The sequence below is a fragment of the Kitasatospora sp. NPDC059827 genome (assembly GCF_042731675.1).
Lineage (GTDB): Bacteria > Actinomycetota > Actinomycetes > Streptomycetales > Streptomycetaceae > Kitasatospora.
Genome location: NZ_JBHWIV010000044.1, coordinates 1 through 12782, shown reverse-complemented (window position 1 = coordinate 12782; position 12782 = coordinate 1). Strand labels below are relative to the sequence as shown.

The 12782-nt window shown below is 73.8% G+C and carries 12 protein-coding genes; 7 read left to right on the top strand and 5 right to left on the bottom strand.

Going from position 1 to position 12782, the window contains the following annotated elements; all coding sequences use genetic code 11:
- Positions 1-16: 16 nt before the first annotated feature.
- Positions 17-406, bottom strand: a complete 390-nt coding sequence (locus tag ACFV8H_RS25275; RefSeq protein WP_375890855.1) for an ArsR/SmtB family transcription factor — start codon at positions 404-406, stop codon at positions 17-19.
- A 29-nt stretch (positions 407-435) separates the two neighbouring features.
- Complete coding sequence (locus ACFV8H_RS25270) at positions 436-810, bottom strand: hypothetical protein (protein ID WP_188309638.1); 375 nt, start codon at positions 808-810, stop codon at positions 436-438.
- 291 nt (positions 811-1101) lie between these two features.
- On the opposite strand from ACFV8H_RS25270, the gene ACFV8H_RS25265 reads away from it, so the two are divergent.
- Entirely contained in the window at positions 1102-3957 is a 2856-nt protein-coding gene (locus ACFV8H_RS25265; protein WP_380404043.1) for a DEAD/DEAH box helicase, read from the top strand.
- A gap of 72 nt (positions 3958-4029) precedes the next feature.
- Here the strand turns inward: ACFV8H_RS25265 and ACFV8H_RS25260 are convergent, their stop codons facing one another.
- From ACFV8H_RS25260 to ACFV8H_RS25250, 3 genes are all read right to left on the bottom strand, one after another.
- Positions 4030-4404 (bottom strand): peptidoglycan-binding protein, encoded by a 375-nt coding sequence (locus ACFV8H_RS25260; protein WP_380403914.1) that lies wholly within the window; start codon positions 4402-4404, stop codon positions 4030-4032.
- 113 nt (positions 4405-4517) lie between these two features.
- Complete coding sequence (locus ACFV8H_RS25255; protein WP_380404039.1) at positions 4518-5420, bottom strand: 5'-3' exonuclease H3TH domain-containing protein; 903 nt, start codon at positions 5418-5420, stop codon at positions 4518-4520.
- Between the two features lie 135 nt (positions 5421-5555).
- A complete protein-coding gene (locus ACFV8H_RS25250) occupies positions 5556-6644 on the bottom strand; it encodes a cation diffusion facilitator family transporter (protein WP_380403911.1) in 1089 nt (362 codons plus the stop codon).
- 256 nt (positions 6645-6900) lie between these two features.
- On the opposite strand from ACFV8H_RS25250, the gene ACFV8H_RS25245 reads away from it, so the two are divergent.
- The 6 genes from ACFV8H_RS25245 to ACFV8H_RS25220 all read left to right on the top strand — a co-directional run bounded on the left by ACFV8H_RS25245 (position 6901) and on the right by ACFV8H_RS25220 (position 12739).
- The gene (locus tag ACFV8H_RS25245; protein WP_380403908.1) at positions 6901-7848 is read left to right on the top strand and encodes an acyl-ACP desaturase; all 948 of its coding nucleotides are present in this window, start codon (positions 6901-6903) and stop codon (positions 7846-7848) included.
- Positions 7849-7994: 146 nt separating this feature from the next.
- Entirely contained in the window at positions 7995-8900 is a 906-nt protein-coding gene (locus ACFV8H_RS25240) for a class I SAM-dependent methyltransferase (RefSeq protein ID WP_380403905.1), read from the top strand.
- 104 nt (positions 8901-9004) lie between these two features.
- Complete coding sequence (locus ACFV8H_RS25235; RefSeq protein ID WP_380403902.1) at positions 9005-10435, top strand: MFS transporter; 1431 nt, start codon at positions 9005-9007, stop codon at positions 10433-10435.
- A gap of 14 nt (positions 10436-10449) precedes the next feature.
- Entirely contained in the window at positions 10450-10692 is a 243-nt protein-coding gene (locus ACFV8H_RS25230) for an acyl carrier protein (RefSeq protein ID WP_375890866.1), read from the top strand.
- Between the two features lie 50 nt (positions 10693-10742).
- On the top strand, positions 10743-11954 hold the full coding sequence (locus tag ACFV8H_RS25225) for a beta-ketoacyl-[acyl-carrier-protein] synthase family protein (protein WP_380404036.1): 1212 nt from the start codon (positions 10743-10745) through the stop codon (positions 11952-11954).
- Positions 11955-11989: 35 nt separating this feature from the next.
- Positions 11990-12739 carry an SGNH/GDSL hydrolase family protein gene (locus ACFV8H_RS25220; protein WP_380403899.1) on the top strand — a complete coding sequence of 250 codons (750 nt, stop codon included), beginning with the start codon at positions 11990-11992 and terminating at the stop codon, positions 12737-12739.
- Positions 12740-12782: the final 43 nt, after the last annotated feature.

Sequence of the window (12782 nt, the reverse complement as noted above, 5' to 3'; positions counted from 1 at the left end):
GCCGACCGGCCCCTGTTCAAGGAGTGGGCGCGGGGCCGGCCGGGCCCTGGTCGCCCGCCGCCCGCAGTTCCGCGAGCAGCAGGTCGCGGTCGGCGAGCAGCCCGGTGAGGATCCGCCGGGCTGCTCGCAGCAGGTCGGCGACGTCGCCGCCGGCCAGCGCGTAGACCACGGTGCTGCCGTCCCGGGTGGCGGTGACGATGCCGGACCGGCGCAGCACCGCGAGCTGCTGGGACAGGCTGGAGGGCTCCACCTCCAGTTCGGCGAGCAGTCCGCGGACGGGTGTCGGTCCGGCCTGCAGCAGCTCCAGCACCCGGATCCGGACGGGATGGCCGAGCATCCGGAAGAATTCGGCCTTGGCCTGGTACAGCTCCCCCGGCCGTCGGCCGGGAGGTACCCCGATCGTCACGAGGCCCCCCTTCCCTGGTGTCGGCGGGCTCAGATCTCCAGCGAGAGCTCGATCTGCTTGAGCCGGTGGCGGGCCATCGCCAGGTTGGAACGGTTGCGGTGGAGCACCAGGAAGAGGAACAGCCCGCGCCCGCTGGGCGTCGTGATCGGCCGGACCATGTGGTACTGGTGCGTCAGCGTGATCAGGATGTCCTCGATCTCGTTGTCGAGCAGGTTGAGCGCCTCCATCGCCCGCATCTTGGCGCGGACCACGTCGGTGTTGCCGGCCGCGGCGACGTTGAGGTCCAGTTCGCCGCCGTCCCCGAGGGTGCCGAGGGCCATGCCGCTGCCGTAGTCGACCAGGGCGACGCCGATCGCGCCGTCGATCGACATGGCGTCCTTGAGGGACGTCTCCAGGTTCGCCATCGTGGCGGTCCTCCCGTGAGTCGGTGGCCGGGGACGACGCGGTGATCGCGTCGCTCGCGGCCCTGGCTCACGAAGGTAGGGAGCGAATCCCGGACTCCACCGGGAATGACCGGAGTCGCTCGGATCTTGCCGGAACCTGATCACTTGAAGACATTTGCAACTATGGATCTGAGAGAGGAGTGATCTCCCGGCTCTGAAAACGGTGCCTCGGAAAACGGTGCTATCGATGTCACTCCTCCCGGGTAACCTCTCGCTGAGATGCGAGATCACACCAACCACACCCGGACGGCGATGAACACCCCCGATCCAGAGCCCCAGGAAGACCAGGAGCTCAGCCCCGCCGAGGCGTACGCGGCCAGCCGTCGCCGGGCGAAGGAGCAGGCCACCGCCCTGTACGGCTTCCAGCAGCTGTACGACTTCCCGCTGGACGACTTCCAGGTGGAGGCCTGCGAGACCCTGGAGGCCGGCTCCGGCGTCCTGGTCGCCGCCCCGACCGGCTCCGGGAAGACCATCGTCGGCGAGTTCGCCGTGCACCTGGCCCTCCAGGGCGGCCGCAAGTGCTTCTACACCACGCCGATCAAGGCGCTCTCCAACCAGAAGTACGGGGACCTGGTCAAGCGCTACGGCGCCGCCAAGGTCGGCCTGCTCACCGGTGACAACTCCGTCAACGGCGACGCCCCCGTGGTGGTCATGACCACCGAGGTGCTCCGCAACATGCTCTACGCGGGCTCCAGCACCCTCGACGGCCTCGGCTACGTCGTGATGGACGAGGTGCACTACCTCGCCGACCGCCTCCGCGGCGCCGTCTGGGAGGAGGTCATCATCCACCTCCCCGAGTCGGTCACCCTCGTCTCGCTCTCCGCGACCGTCTCCAACGCCGAGGAGTTCGGCGACTGGCTGGACACCGTCCGCGGCGGCACCAAGGTGATCGTCTCCGAGACCCGCCCCGTCCCGCTGTGGCAGCACGTGATGGCCGGCAACCGGATGTACGACCTGTTCGCCGACCCCGACCGGGACGGCCGCCCCAAGCACAGCCTCAAGAACCCCGGCAAGGCCGTCAACCCCGAGCTGGTCCGGCTCGCCCGCTCCGAGCTCGACCGCAACCCGCGCGACCGGTTCGGCCGCGGCCGGGGCCGCTCCATGCCCAACGGCCGCCCCGGCAAGGTCTGGACGCCGGGCCGGGTCGACGTCATCGACCGGCTCGACGCCGAGGGCCTGCTGCCCGCGATCACCTTCATCTTCAGCCGGGCCGGCTGCGAGGCCGCCGTCCAGCAGTGCCTCAGCTCCGGCCTGCGGCTCAACAAGGAATCCGACCGCGCCGTGGTCCGGGCCATCGTCGAGGAGCGCTGCGCCGACATCCCCGACGAGGACCTGCACGTCCTCGGCTACTTCGAGTGGCTGGACGGGCTGGAGCGCGGCATCGCCGCCCACCACGCCGGAATGCTGCCCCGGTTCAAGGAGGTGGTCGAGGAGCTCTTCGTGAAGGGCCTGGTCAAGGCCGTCTTCGCGACCGAGACCCTGGCGCTCGGCATCAACATGCCCGCCCGCTCGGTGGTCATGGAGAAGCTGGTCAAGTGGAACGGCGAGACCCACGCCGACATCACCCCCGGCGAGTACACCCAGCTCACCGGCCGGGCCGGGCGGCGCGGCATCGACGTCGAGGGCCACGCCGTGGTGCTCTGGCAGCGCGGCCTCGACCCGGAGGCGCTGGCCGGCCTGGCCGGCACCCGCACCTACCCGCTCAAGTCCTCGTTCCGGCCCTCCTACAACATGGCCGTCAACCTGGTCTCCCAGTTCGGCCGGCACCGCTCCCGCGAACTGCTGGAGACCTCCTTCGCCCAGTTCCAGGCGGACCGCTCGGTCGTCGGCATCGCCCGCCAGGTGCAGCGCAACGAGGAGGGACTGGACGGCTACCGCGAGTCGATGACCTGCCACCTCGGCGACTTCGACGCGTACATGGAGCTGCGCCACCGGCTCAAGGACCGTGAGAACGAGCTGGCCCGCGAGGGCAGCAGCCAGCGCCGCGCCGCCGCCGTCGAGTCCATCGAGCAGCTCAAGCCGGGCGACGTCATCCACGTTCCCACCGGCAAGTTCGCCGGCCTCGCCCTGGTCCTCGACCCGGGCCTGCCGCCGGTCAGCCGCTCCGGCCGGGGCGGCCCGCGCCACCCCGACTTCCAGGACGGCCCGCGCCCGGTGGTGCTCACCGCGGAGCGGCAGGTCAAGCGGCTCGCGATGATCGACTTCCCGCACCCGGTGGTCGCCGTCGAACGCGTCCGCATCCCCAAGTCCTTCAACCCGCGCAGCCCGCAGTCCCGGCGCGACCTCGCCTCCGCGCTGCGCACCAAGGCGGGCCACCTGGAGCCCGAGCGGTTCCGGCGTGGCCGCGCGGCCGCCGCCGACGACCCGGAGATCACCCGGCTGCGCACCGAGCTGCGCCAGCACCCCTGCCACGGCTGCTCCGACCGCGAGGACCACGCCCGCTGGGCCGAGCGCTACCACCGGCTGCACCGCGACACCGAGCTGCTGGAACGCCGGATGCGCTCCCGCACCCACACCATCGCCCGCACTTTCGACCGGGTCTGCGGCCTGCTCACCGACCTCGGCTACCTGAGCGGTGACACCGTCACCGACGACGGCAAGCGGCTCGGCCGGCTCTACGGCGAGCTCGACCTGCTGGCCTCCGAGTGCATCCGCGAGGGCGTCTGGAGCGGCCTCGCCGCCGCCGAACTCGCCGCCTGCGCCTCGGCGCTGGTCTTCGAGTCGCGGCAGGCCGACGACGCCGGCGCCCCCCGGGTGCCGGAGGGCGCGGCCAAGGAGGCGCTCGGCCAGATGGTCCGGATCTGGGGCCACCTGGACGCCCTGGAGGAGCAGCACCGGATCAACACCGCCGAAGGCGTCGGCCAGCGCGAACCCGACCTCGGCTTCGCCTGGGCCGCCTACCGCTGGGCGCTCGGCCACAGCCTGGACCAGGTCCTGCGCGACGCCGACATGCCGGCCGGCGACTTCGTCCGCTGGACGAAGCAACTGATCGACGTCCTCGGCCAGATCCAGGACGCGGCCGGCGAGGACGCCGAACTCCGCAGGACCGCCCGCAAGGCCGTCGACGGCCTGCGCCGCGGCATCATCGCCTACTCCTCGGTGGGCTGAGCCGCCGACGACGCGAAGGGGCCCGCACGTTCGACAGCGAACGTGCGGGCCCCTTGCGTGCCGGGCGCCGCCCTACTTGAGGGTGGGCAGCGAGGAGTAGCAGTTGTAGCTGTCCTTCGTGGCCTCGACCATGACGTTGCCGGTCTGCGGGCCGACGACGCCGTCCGGGTCCAGGCGGGCCCACTGCTGGAGCGCGACGATCGCGCCGTAGGTGTCCGGGCCGAACGAGCCGTCCACGTCGACCGTGTGGTAACCGGTCTGGTAGTGCAGGCTGTTGGAGATGAGCTGGACGCACTTGACGCTGGCGTAGGTGTTGCTCTTGCCGTAGCCGACCCACAGCGAGCCGGAGTTGGGCACGGCCTGGGCGGTGCCGGCGACGCCGACGGTGGCCAGGGCGGCGGCCGCGAGCAGGAACGCGCCGCGGCGCTTGACGGAGACGGTGTTCAAGGGACCCCCCGAGTTCGGAAACATACAACTGATCATCAGTTTCCCCGAACCATACCGTTGCCCGCCGACAGGTCGCTGGCGGGTCACCGTCGGGTCGCCGCCGGGGAGCGGGCTCAGCGGGTGGCCAGGGCCTCCAGGACGCGTTCCAGGGAGGTGCCGAGGCCCCAGCGGGCGGAGAGGTGCTCCAGCGTCATCGGGTCGGCGGGCTCGCGGGGGAGGACCGGGTCGAAGTCCGGGAGCGGGGCGTCCTGGGCGACCCGGACGACGGTGGGGGCGACGTCCAGGTAGGCGGCGCCCTCGACGATGTTGCGGCGGCGGGCCGGGGTGAGCCGGGAGCCGATGTCCAGGGCGGCGGCGCGGATCGCGGCCAGGTCGCCGTACTCGTTGATCAGCTGGGCGGCGGTCTTCTCGCCGATGCCCTTGACGCCGGGCAGGCCGTCGGACGGGTCGCCGCGCAGGGCGGCCATGTCGGCGTACCGGTCGCCGCGCACGCCGTACTTCTCCAGCAGCACCGCGTCGTCGGTGATCTGGAGGTTGCCCATCCCCTTGACCGGGTACAGCACGGTGATCAGCCGCTCGTCGTCGACCAGTTGGAACAGGTCGCGGTCGCCGGTGACGATCTGCACCGGGCCCGTGGCGCGGGCGGTGAGGGTGCCGATCACGTCGTCCGCCTCGTAGCCGGGGCAGCCGACCCGGGCGATGCCGAGGGAGTCCAGCACCTGCTCGATCACCGGCACCTGCGGGGCGAGGGTGTCCGGGACCTCCTCCTCGCCGTCCACGGCGGCCTCGGCGACCCGGTGGGTCTTGTACGAGGGGACGAGGTCCACCCGCCACTGGGGGCGCCAGTCGGCGTCCATGCAGGCGACGAGTTCCTCGGGCCGGTGGTCGTGCACCAGCCGGGCGATGAAGTCCAGCAGGCCGCGGACGGCGTTGACCGGTTCCCCCTGCGGCGAGCGCAGGGAGTCCGGTACGCCGTAGTAGGCCCGGAAGTACAGGCTGGCGGAGTCGAGCAGCATCAGTCGCGGTGCGGTCACGAGTCAGATCATGCCGCACCGCGACGACGAACGGCGGTCTCAGCGCTCGTGCTCGGCGTTCGCGCTCAGTGCTCCTGCTCGGCGTTCGTGCTCAGCGATCCTGCTCGGCGCTCGCGCTCAGTGTTCGTGCGGGCCGGCGCGGTGGACCGGGCCGTGGGCGTCGGCGCAGTGTTCGGCGGCCGACTCGCCCGGGCCGGCGATCTGGAGCAGCGCGCCCGCCTCGTCCTCGCCGACGTGGTCGACCTGGAGGGTGCTGTGGGTGATGCCGTACTCCTTGGACAGCCGGCGCTGCAGTTCGCGCCGGACGGCGTGGCAGTCGCCGCCGGGGGTGACCAGGATGTGTGCCGACAGGGCCGGCTGGTTGGAGGTGATCTCCCAGATGTGCAGGTCGTGGATCTCCTCGACCAGCGGCTCGGTGACCAGGCGGTCGGCCACCGCGTCCGGGTCGATCCCGGCGGGGGCGGCCTCCAGGAAGATCCGCCCGGAGTCCCGGACCAGCCCGATGCCCGCCTTGAGCATCAGCGCCACCACGATCAGCGAGGCGATCGCGTCGGCCCGGGCGAAGCCGGTGGTCAGCATGACCGCACCGGCCACGGCGGTGGCGATGAAGGCGTAGAGGTCGGTGAGCACGTGCTGGAAGGCGCCCTCGACGTTCAGCGAGCTGCGGTTGGCCTTGGACATGCACCAGGTGGCGGCCAGGTTGACCACGATTCCGATCAGGGCGGTGACCAGCACCAGCGAACCGGTGACCTCGGGCGGGCTGATCAGCCGGGTGATCGCCTCGTAGCCGAGCCAGGCGGAGAGGATCAGCAGGGTGACGCCGTTGGCCTGGGCGGAGAGGATCTCGGCGCGCTTGAGCCCGTAGGTGTAGCCGCCGCGGGCCGGGCGGGCGGAGAGCCGCATGGCGACCAGGGCGAGCACGATGGAGGCGGCGTCGGTGAGCATGTGCGCCGCGTCGGAGATCAGGGCCAGGGACTGGGCGGCGAAGCCGACCACGACCTCGCCGGCCATGAAGACGACGATCAGGGTGAGGGCGCTGACCAGCCACCGGCGGTCGGCGTCGGCGGCGACGCCGTGGGAGTGGCCGCCGTGGCCCCCGTGGCCCCCGTGGCCGTGCGCGTGGCCGCCGTGTCCTCCGTGGCCGTGGCCCTGTGGGTTCTGGTGGTCATGCGCATGATCATCGCGGGAATGCTCGTGCCCGGCCATCGAAGTCCTCTCTGGACGCACGGGTGGGTGGTGGCGGGGTGCGATCGCCCGCCCTCGAAGTGAACCGCAGAATCGACAAAGATCCAAAGGCTGTACTGGTGACCGTTGTCGTTGCCGTTCACGCGCCGCGTGTCGGGCCGCTCGGCGGCCGGATTGCCGGTGGCATAGACCCAGGTCAGGGCCGTGATTCCGGGGTCACCTGAACGGGTGAGGCGGGCTTGCGCAGCCGCGCGCCGGTCCGCGACGATCATGGCCCGTGAAGATCGCTACCGCGGAAACCGCCCGCTGGCTCTCCGAACTCGAAGCCACTGCCGAGGAGTTGATGAATCGTCATCTCGCGGCCGCCCGCGAGTGGTTCCCGCACCAGTACGTCCCCTGGAGCCTCGGCCGGGACTTCGACGGCCCGCTGGGCGGCGAGCCCTGGCGCCCCGAGCAGTCCGCGCTGGCACCCGCCGTGCGCTCCGCCCTGGTCGTCAACCTGCTGACCGAGGACAACCTGCCCGGCTACCACTGGACCATCGGCAGCCGGACCTCCCGGGACGGCGCCTGGGGCGCCTGGCTGCACCGGTGGACCGCCGAGGAGGACCGCCATGCCGCCGCCATCCGGGGCTACCTGCACGCCGCCCGCGCCGTCGACCCCGTCGCGCTGGAGCGCTCCCGGATGGCGCACCTCGCCGCCGGCACCGCCCCCGAGCTCGACGGGGTGCTCGGCGTGGTCGCCTACGCCGCCGTCCAGGAGCTCGCCACCCGGGTCAGCCACCGCAACACCGGGCGGCTCAGCGGCGACCCGGTCTGCGAGCGGCTGCTCGCCCGGATCGCCCAGGACGAGAACCTCCACATGGTCTACTACCGCGAACTGCTGCGCGCGGCAGTCGAGGTGGACGCCGACCAGGTGCTCGTCACGCTCGACGCCACGATCCGCGACTTCGCCATGCCGGGCCAGGCCATGCCCGGCTTCGGCCGACTGGCCGCCGAGATCGCGGTGGCCGGCGTCTACGACCTGCGGGTGCACCACGACGAGGTGCTCGTCCCGTTGCTGCGCGCCCTCCGGGTGACCGAGCTGACCGGGCTCGGCCCCACCGGCGAACAGGCCCGCGAACGGATCGCCGCCCACCTCGCACGGACCGACGCGCGGGCCGCCCGCTTCGTCGAGCGCCGCGATCAGGCCCTCGCCGTCCGGGCCCGCCGGGCCGGTGCCGACTGAGAGCACCGCCGCCCGCCCGGGCCTCCGTAAGGCCGCTCGGGCCTCCGTAGCGCCGCTCGGGCCTCCGCAAGGCCACCCGGACCTCCGTAAGACCACCCGGACCGACAGACCGCCCGGACCGCAGGGCCACCCGGAACAGGATCCGCATGACCGTCACCACGGCCGGCACCACCGCCGCCGACATCGAGTTCCACTACGACCTGGGCAACGACTTCTACGCCCTCTGGCTGGACGAGACCCTCGCCTACACCGCCGCCAAGTGGGACGGCATCCCCCGCGACGCGCCCGACGCCACCGCCCTGCCGCGCGCCCAGCGGGCCAAGCTCGACCACCACCTCGACCTGGTCGGCGCCCGCCCCGGCGACGGCCTGCGGCTGCTCGACGTCGGCTGCGGCTGGGGCGCCATGCTGGCGCACGCGAGCGGCGACGACCGGGTCCGCGAAGCCGTCGGGCTGACCGTCTCCCGCGCCCAGTTCGAGTTCCTCGCCGCCCGCGCCCTGCCCGGCGTCGAACCCCGGCTGGAGAGCTGGGAGGCCCACGACCCCGACCGGCCGTACGACGCCGTCACGGCGATGGGCTCCTTCGAGCACTTCGCCACCGCCGGGATGAGCCGGGCCGAGCGCCTCGACTGCTACGCCCGCTACTTCGCGGCCTGCCACCGCTGGCTGCGCCCCAGCGGCCGGATGTCGCTGCAGACCATCGCCTACGACGGCGCCGCCGACGGCTCCGGCCCGATCGGCGACTTCGTCGGCAACGACGTCTTCCCGACCGCCCGGCTGCCCCGGTTGAGCGAGATCGCCGCCGCGTGCGACCCGTACTTCTCGGTGGTCGCCCTCACCGCCTCCGCCGAGGACTACGCCCGCACCCTCGCCTCCTGGTCGGCCCGGCTGCTGCGGGCCCGCGAGCAGGCCGAGCGGCTGGTCGGCCCCGAGGGCTACCGCCGGTACCGGCGCTACCTGCGGGCCAGCGAGGTGACCTTCCTGCGCGGCGCGGCCACGCTGTACCGGATCGGCTTCCGGCGGCGCGACGAGCCGCTGCGGTTGTCCGCCTGATGGCCCCGACGCCTGTGGGTCCGACTCCTGCGGCCCCGATTCCCGCGACCCCGACGCCTGTGAGCTCGACGTCTGTGGCCCCGACGCCCGTGGCCCCGGCGCCCGTGAGCTCGCCGCCCACCGCGCGGCGGGCCTGGGCGGCGGTCGCGGTGGTCTGCGCCGCGCTGTTCCTGCTCGGCCTCGACTTCACCGTGCTCAACGTGGCCGTCCCCGGCCTGCGCGCCGACCTCGGCCCGACCCTCGCCGAGACCCAGTGGATCGTGGACGGCTACGCGCTGGCGCTGGGCGGCTGCGTGCTGGCCGGCGGCGCGCTGGGGGACCGGTACGGTCGGCGGCGCGCCTTCCTCGCCGGACTGGCGCTGTGCGGGGCCGCCTCGACCGCCGGGGCGCTCGGCACCGGGCCCGCCCAACTGGTCGCCGCGCGCTGCGGGATGGGCCTCGGCGCGGCCCTGTTCATGCCGGCCACCCTGTCCACCGTGGTGCACGTGCTGCGCGAACCGGCCGCCCGGAAGCGGGCGATCGGCATCTGGGCGGCGGTGGCCGGGGTCGGTGCGGTGTTCGGCCCGGTGGCGGGCGGACTGCTGGTCGACCGGTACGGCTGGCAGTCGGCGTTCTGGCTCAACGTCCCGGTCATCGCGGTGATCGGCGCGGCGGCCCTGGTCGCCGTCCCCGAGTCCCGCGCGCCGGAGGCCCGGCCGTTGGACCGGCCGGGGGCGCTGCTGTCCTGTGCCGGACTGCTGGCCCTGGTCTGGGGCGTGATCGAGGCCCCCGGCCGGGGCTGGACCGGCCCCGCCGTGCTCACCGCCTTCGCGATCGCCGTCCTGCTGCTGGCCGCCTTCGTGCGACGCCAACTCCGTTGCGCCGCACCGATGGTGCCGGTCCGGCTGCTGCGCGGCGGCCCGGTCTGGCCGGCCACCACCACGCTTGCGCTGATGTCCTTCGCGATGTTCGGCGCGATGTTCCTGCTCACCCTCTACCTCCAGCAGGTGCGGGGTCTGAGCGCCTGGCAGGCCGGGCTGCGGATGGTCCCGCTGTCCCTCGGGCTCGCCGTCGGCGCGCTCCTCGGGCCCCTGCTGGCACGGCCGTTGGGGGCCAGGGTGCCCTCGGCCGGGGGACTGCTGCTGATCGCCGCCGGATTCGTCCAACTCGGCTGGCTGGCCGCCGACTCGGGGGACGGGCGGGTGCTGCTCTTCGAGGCCCTCGCCGGGCTCGGTGCCGGACTGCTCGCCCCGGTCGCCACCGAGGTGGTGATGAGCGCCGTCCCGGTCGGCGCGGCCGGGGTCGGTTCGGCGCTCAACGACGCCACCCGGCAGGTCGGTTCGACCCTCGGCGTGGCGGTGCTCGGCTCCGTCCTCGCCACCTCGCTCACCGGCGCCGCCCCCGGCGACCCGGCCGCCTTCACCGACGGTCTGGCGGCAGCCGCCGTCGTCGGCGGTGCAGTGGCCCTGCTCGGCGCCGCGCTGGCCTGGACCCGGCTGCCCGGGCGGCGGTCTGCCGCCTCCGCCGTCATCGACACCATCAACACCCCCAGCTGAAAGGAAACTTCACCATGCCCAGCAGCTACGAGACGATCCGCGCCTGCCTGATCGACGAGTTCGACGTCTCCCCGGCCGTGGTCACCCCCGACGCCACCCTCGCCTCGCTCGCCCTCGACAGCCTCGCCCTGGTCGAACTCTCCCTGGTGGTCGAGGAGAAGCTCGGCGTCACCGTCGCCGACATCGGCCCGGACCGCACCCTCGGCGAACTCGCCGCCCACGCGGACGCCACCCTGGCCCGGGAATCGGTCAGTTGAGCCCGCTGCGATCGTCGGCCCCGTCCCGTTCGGTGGCTCCGTCCCATTCGATGGTCGCCGTCACCGGACTCGGCCTGGTCACCCCGGCCGGCAGCGGCGCCGACGCCGTCTGGGAACACTTCCTCGGCGCCGCGCCCACCGCCCGCCCAGACCCCGAACTCCTCGGCCTGAACGTCGACTTCTCCTGCCGGGTCGCCGACTTCGACCCGCCCGCCCTGCTCGGCGGGCGGCTCGCCCGGCGCCTCGACCGGTTCAGCCAGCTGGCCGTGGTCGCCGCCCGCCAGGCCGTCGCCGACGCCGGGCTCGACCCGGCGCACTGGGACGGCACCCGGGTCGGCGTCGTCCTCGGGGTCAGCGCCACCAGCGTGCAGACCCACGTGGTCGAGTACGGTCGGCTCGCCGCGGGCCGGGCCGACCGGATCTCCCCGCTGATGGTGCCGCGCTCCATCCCCAACATGGCCGCCGGCGAGGTCAGCCTCGACCTCGGCGCCCTCGGCCCCGGCCTGGTCGTCAGCACCGCCTGCGCCTCCGGCACCAGCGCGCTCGCCCTCGGCAGCGACCTGATCCGGGCCGGAACCTGCGACCTCGTGCTGGCCGGCGGCACCGACAGTGCCCGCTCCGCGATGACCTGCGTCGGCTTCGACCGCCTCGGCGCGCTCTCCCGCCGCCGCCACGACCCGGCCGGCGCCTCCCGGCCCTTCGACGCCGACCGGGACGGCTTCGTCCTCGGCGAAGGAGCGGGCGTCCTGCTGCTCGAACGCGCCGACCACGCCCGGGCCCGCGGCGCCCGCGTCCGCGGGTACCTCGCCGGGCACGGCGCCGGCGGCGACGCCCACCACTTCACCGCCCCGCACCCCGGCGGCGACGGCCTGGCCCGGGCCGTACGGGCGGCACTCGCCGACGCGGGGCTGGCACCCGAGGAGATCGGGCACGTCAACGCGCACGGCACCGGCACCACGCTCAACGACCCCGCCGAGGCGGCGGCCCTGCGGCAGGTCTTCCGCCGACCGCCGCCGGTCACCGCCAACAAGAGCGTGATCGGCCACACCATGGGCGCGGCCGGCGCCATCGAGGCGGCCCTCACGGTGCTCGCGCTCCAGCACCGGCTGGTCCCGCCCACCGCCAACCTGGACCGGCTCGACGACGCCATCGGCCTCGACGTGGTCACCAAGGCGCCCCGGCCGGTCGACGCCCCCTCCGCCCTGTCCGTCTCCTGCGGCTTCGGCGGGCAGAACGCCGCCGTCGTCCTCACCGCCGCCTGACCGCCCTCCCGCCCGACCCCGGAGTCCATCCCCTCATGCGCCGCCTCGCCCACCGGCTCGCCCGGCTGTACCTGCGCCTGCTCGCCCACCGTCCGCCCACCGACTGGTTCGTCCCGGTCGCCGACGGCCGGTACGGCTCCGCCCCGGACGCCGACGACCACCCGCTCACCCTGCTGATGCTCGGCGACTCGCTCGCCCAGAGCTTCGGCGCCCACCGCCCCGAGCAGACCCTCGGCGCCCTGCTCGCCACCGGCCTCGCCGAGGGCACCGGCCGGCCCGTCGACCTGCGGGTCCACGCCCGGGCCGGCGCCACCACGGCCGCCGTCGGCCACCAAGTCCTGCGCGCCGCCCGGCTGCGGCCCGGCATCGCCGTACTGATCGTCGGCGGCAACGACGTCCTGCTGCCCGCCCCGCTCGGCCGCGCCGCCCGCCGGCACGCCCACCTCGCCCGCACCCTCCGCGAGACCGGCTGGCAACTCGTCGTCGTCCCCTGCCCCGACCCCGGCTACGCGCCCGGCTTCCGCACCCCCGTCCGCTGGATCGGCCACCACCGCTCCACCCGCCTCGCCCGCCTCCACACCCGCACCGCCACCCGCACCGACGCCCACCTCGCCCCCACCTCCGGCCCCGAGTTCCACCACCGTGCCGCCCAACTCCTCGGCCCCGACGGCATCCACCCCTCCCCGCACGGCTACGCCACCCACGCCACCCGCATGCTCCCCACCCTCCTCGCCGCCGCCACCCACCTCCCCACCCCAGCCCCCGCCCCAGCAGCCACCCGCTGACCCCGCGCCCCACCCCCCACCCCCCCCACCCCCCACCCCCCAC